This is a genomic window from Streptomyces tateyamensis, from assembly GCF_003205575.1.
Lineage (GTDB): Bacteria > Actinomycetota > Actinomycetes > Streptomycetales > Streptomycetaceae > Kitasatospora > Kitasatospora tateyamensis.
This window is the reverse complement of sequence record NZ_PYBW01000058.1, coordinates 80155-83458: the sequence shown is the minus strand read 5'-3', so window position 1 is coordinate 83458 and position 3304 is coordinate 80155. Positions and strand designations below refer to the sequence as shown.

The 3304-nt window shown below is 73.2% G+C and carries 3 protein-coding genes; 1 reads left to right on the top strand and 2 read right to left on the bottom strand.

The features are described from left to right. Positions 1 to 264: 264 nt before the first annotated feature. Positions 265 to 1269 (bottom strand): stage II sporulation protein M, encoded by a 1005-nt coding sequence (locus C7C46_RS18590; RefSeq protein WP_110670982.1) that lies wholly within the window; start codon positions 1267 to 1269, stop codon positions 265 to 267. Between the two features lie 185 nt (positions 1270 to 1454). Between C7C46_RS18590 and C7C46_RS18585 the strand changes: the two genes are divergently transcribed. After that, positions 1455 to 2516 carry an RDD family protein gene (locus C7C46_RS18585; protein WP_110670981.1) on the top strand — a complete coding sequence of 354 codons (1062 nt, stop codon included), beginning with the start codon at positions 1455 to 1457 and terminating at the stop codon, positions 2514 to 2516. A 7-nt stretch (positions 2517 to 2523) separates the two neighbouring features. Here the strand turns inward: C7C46_RS18585 and C7C46_RS18580 are convergent, their stop codons facing one another. Next, the gene (locus C7C46_RS18580; RefSeq protein WP_110670980.1) at positions 2524 to 3165 is read right to left on the bottom strand and encodes a hypothetical protein; all 642 of its coding nucleotides are present in this window, start codon (positions 3163 to 3165) and stop codon (positions 2524 to 2526) included. Positions 3166 to 3304 lie beyond the last annotated feature (139 nt).

The following is a 3304-nucleotide window of genomic DNA, read 5'->3' as shown; positions in this document are numbered from 1 at the left end:
GGGCTTCGTTCTTTCGTGTTCTCAGCTTATCAGACCCGATTCGCACCGTTTTACCGGTCGATTTCTCATCCGAATTTCCCGCTGAGCGAGGGGCTCGCCGGGCCGCATCCGACTGGATGCCTCGCCTCGGCTTGGCCGTGTCGTAGACACTACGCTCGGATCAGGTGGTTTGTCCAGCCCGTCCCAACCGTTCGAATCTACTAGCCGGTCAGATCCGTGTCAATGGCTCTGTCGGCGAAGGAAAGAGTACCAGCTCGTGAAGGGTCATCCCGCCACGGGCTGCAGGTCGCCCTGGTCGGCCGCCTCCAGGTCGCCGACCTCTCCCGCGGCGGCGACGCGCCGGCCCAGTACCAGGGCGTAGACGAGGAAGAGCGCCTCGGCGATGGCGCCGATGCTGATCCGGGCCCAGGTGGGCAGGCCGGAGGGGGTGACGAAGGCTTCCAGCAGACCGCTGACGAACAGGACCACCGCCAGGCCGATCGCCATGCCGATGATGGCCCGGCCCTGCTCGGCGAGCGCGACCGAGCGGGACCGCGGGCCGGGGTCGATCACCGTCCAGCCCAGGCGCAGGCCCAGGCCCGCCGCGACGAAGACGGCGGTGAGCTCCAGCAGGCCGTGCGGCAGCAGCAGGCCGAGGAAGAGGTCGAGGCGGCCGGCCGAGGCCATCAGGCCCAGGCCGACGCCCAGGTTGAGCACGTTGCTGAAGAGGATCATCAGCACCGGGATGCCGAGGAAGACCCCGAAGACCAGGCACATGGCGGCGATCCAGGCGTTGTTCGTCCAGACCTGGGCGGCGAAGGAGCTGGCGGGGCGGTCGGTGTAATAGGTCTCGTACTCGCCGCCGGGGCGGGTCATCTGGCGCAGTTCGGCGGGGGTGGCCAGGCTGTCGCGGACCTCGGGGTGGGTGGCGACCCACCAGGCGATCAGCGCCGCACCGAGCAGGGAGACCACGGCGATCGGTATCCACCAGCGGCGGGAGCGGTAGAGCGCCGCCGGGAAACTGACGGTGAAGTACCGCGCGGCGTCCCGCCAGCCGGCGGCCCGGCTGCCGGTGACGGCGGTGCGGGCGCGGGCCACCAGGGTGGTCAGCCGCCCGACCAGCGCCGGGTCGGGCGCGGTGGCCTGGACCCGGGCCAGGTGGCCGGTGACCCGCTGGTAGAGCGCCACCAGCTCGTCGACCTCCTCGCCGGTCAGCCGCCGCTGCCTGCTGAGCGTCTCCAGGCGCGCCCACTGGGCCTGGTGGGCGGCGACGAAGACATCCAGGTCCATGACGGGTCAGCTCCAGAGACGAGGGCGGCTCGACGAACGCGTTTCGGCGAGCGCAGACCGGCGAACAGGCGGACGGGCAGCCACAGCTTGCCAGAGTCCGACAGCGGTGGGACCGCCCTTCCCCGGCATCGATCGGGTCCGTAGGGTTGGCGCGTCGAACGATCGAGTGGACGGGGCGGGGTTCAGTGAGCGAGCTGGTGACGGGGGAGGCCGTAGTCCTCGGGCTGCGGACGGCGAAGCTGCCGAGCCGGGCGTTGGCGCAGTTCCTGGATCTGGCAGCGGAGTTCGTCGTCCTCTTTCTCGTGATGCTTGGCCTCACCGCGTTCCTGGACAACCTGGACGCGGCGGCCGCGGCGGCGCTGCTGATCGCGCTGACAGTGCTGCTGCTGGTCGGGGTGCCGGTCGGGTTCGAGACGCTGTCGCACGGGCGCTCGCTCGGGAAGCTGGCGCTCGGGTTGCGGGTGGTGCGGCTGGACGGCGGGCCGATCCGGTTCCGGCACGCGCTGGTGCGCGGGCTGGTCGGGTTCTTCGAGATCATCACGTTCGGCGGGATGCCGGCGCTCATCACCTCGCTGGTGAACTCCGACGGCCGGCGGCTCGGCGACATCTTCGCGGGGACCGTGGTGGTGCGGGAGCGGATCCCGGCCGGGCAGGCGGGCGGGCCGATGGTGGCTCCGCCGCCGCAGCTGATGGCCATGCTGGGGACCGAGCTGGTGCGCCTGGACTTCTCCGCGGTGCCCGAGGGCCTGTGGCTGGCGTCTCGCCAACTGATCTCCCGGACCGGCGACTTGGACCAGGCGGTGGCGCTGCGGATGGCGCAGCAGCTGGCCGGGGACCTGTCGGCGCGGGTGCACTGGCCGATACCGGCCGGGCTGCACCCGGCGCTCTACCTGAGCGCGGTCCTGACCGAGCGGCAGCGCCGCGAGTTCGCCCGCGCCACGGCGGCCGGTGCCTTCGCCCTGCCGATGGCGCGGTCGCCGTACGCGCCGCCGATGCCCTACGCGCCGCAGGCCGCACCGTTCGCGGGCCCGCCGCAGCCGTTCGTCCCGCAGCCCGGTGCCCCGGTCCGCACGCTCGGCTATCCCCAGCCCGCCCCGCCGCAGCAGCCGCAGCAGCCTCCGGCGGTCCAGTACCAGCCGGTCACCCCGCCGCCGGTCATGCCCAGCGCACCGGCCGCGCCCGCCACTCCCCCGGCCTCCCCGGCTCCGGCCGACGAGCCGGGGAACGGCTTCGCCCTGCCGGGCTGACTCCGGGTCAGCCCTGGCCGAGGCCCCGGACCGGCCGCGGGTTCGGCGGCGACTCCAGCTCCTCCAGCTCGATGCCGGGCGCGGCCAGCAGGACGTCCCCGGCCAGGTGGACCTCCTGCTGCTCGCCGGTGGCCAGGTCGGTCACCTGGTACCGCTCGACCAGCAGCGGGCCGGTGTCGGTCGGATGCTCCTCGGTGCCGGCCAGCCGCCAGCCCTGGTCGACGGTGCGCGGGGCCAGCGCCGCGCCGGTGAAGGAGACCAGCCGCACCCGGGCCGCGGCCCCCTCGGCCAGGCCGAGCAGGCGGGCGGTGGCGATCAGGAAGGCCGGCGACTCGCCGGTGAAGCCGTGCGCCCGGTCATGCCCCTCCTGGCCGGCCGCGCCGGTCGGATCGGCGGGGTCGGTGCGTACCCAGGCCACCCCGTCCACCGCGCCGCCGCGCACCTGCCAGCCGCCGGACCGCAGCTCCATCCGCAGCGGGCGGCTGCGCGAGTCGAGGGTGAGGTCGACGGTGCTGAGCACGGTGCCGTCAGGGGCGTAGGTCTTCGAGACGTACCGCCACCCGGCCGGCCCGGGCGCGCAGCTGAACCGCTCCTCGCCGAGTGCGGTCCCGTGGTGCGGGTCGTGGTGGGTGTAGCGGCCGTTGGGCATGGATCGAAGCCTATGTGGCGGAGCGGAGTCGACAGCCGAGGGCCACGGCGAAGCACCGGCGGCGTCCGGCTGCGGGCGGTGCGGAAACACAGTGGTGCAGAAAGACAGTGGTGCAGAAACAACCGACTGCGGGCCGGGG

What these genes read in the sequence shown, in the direction of transcription:
- C7C46_RS18590 (WP_110670982.1), bottom strand. Translation starts at nt 1,269, where the DNA reads ATGGACCTGGATGTCTTCGTCGCCGCCCACCAGGCCCAGTGGGCGCGC.
- C7C46_RS18580 (WP_110670980.1), bottom strand. Translation starts at nt 3,165, where the DNA reads ATGCCCAACGGCCGCTACACCCACCACGACCCGCACCACGGGACCGCA.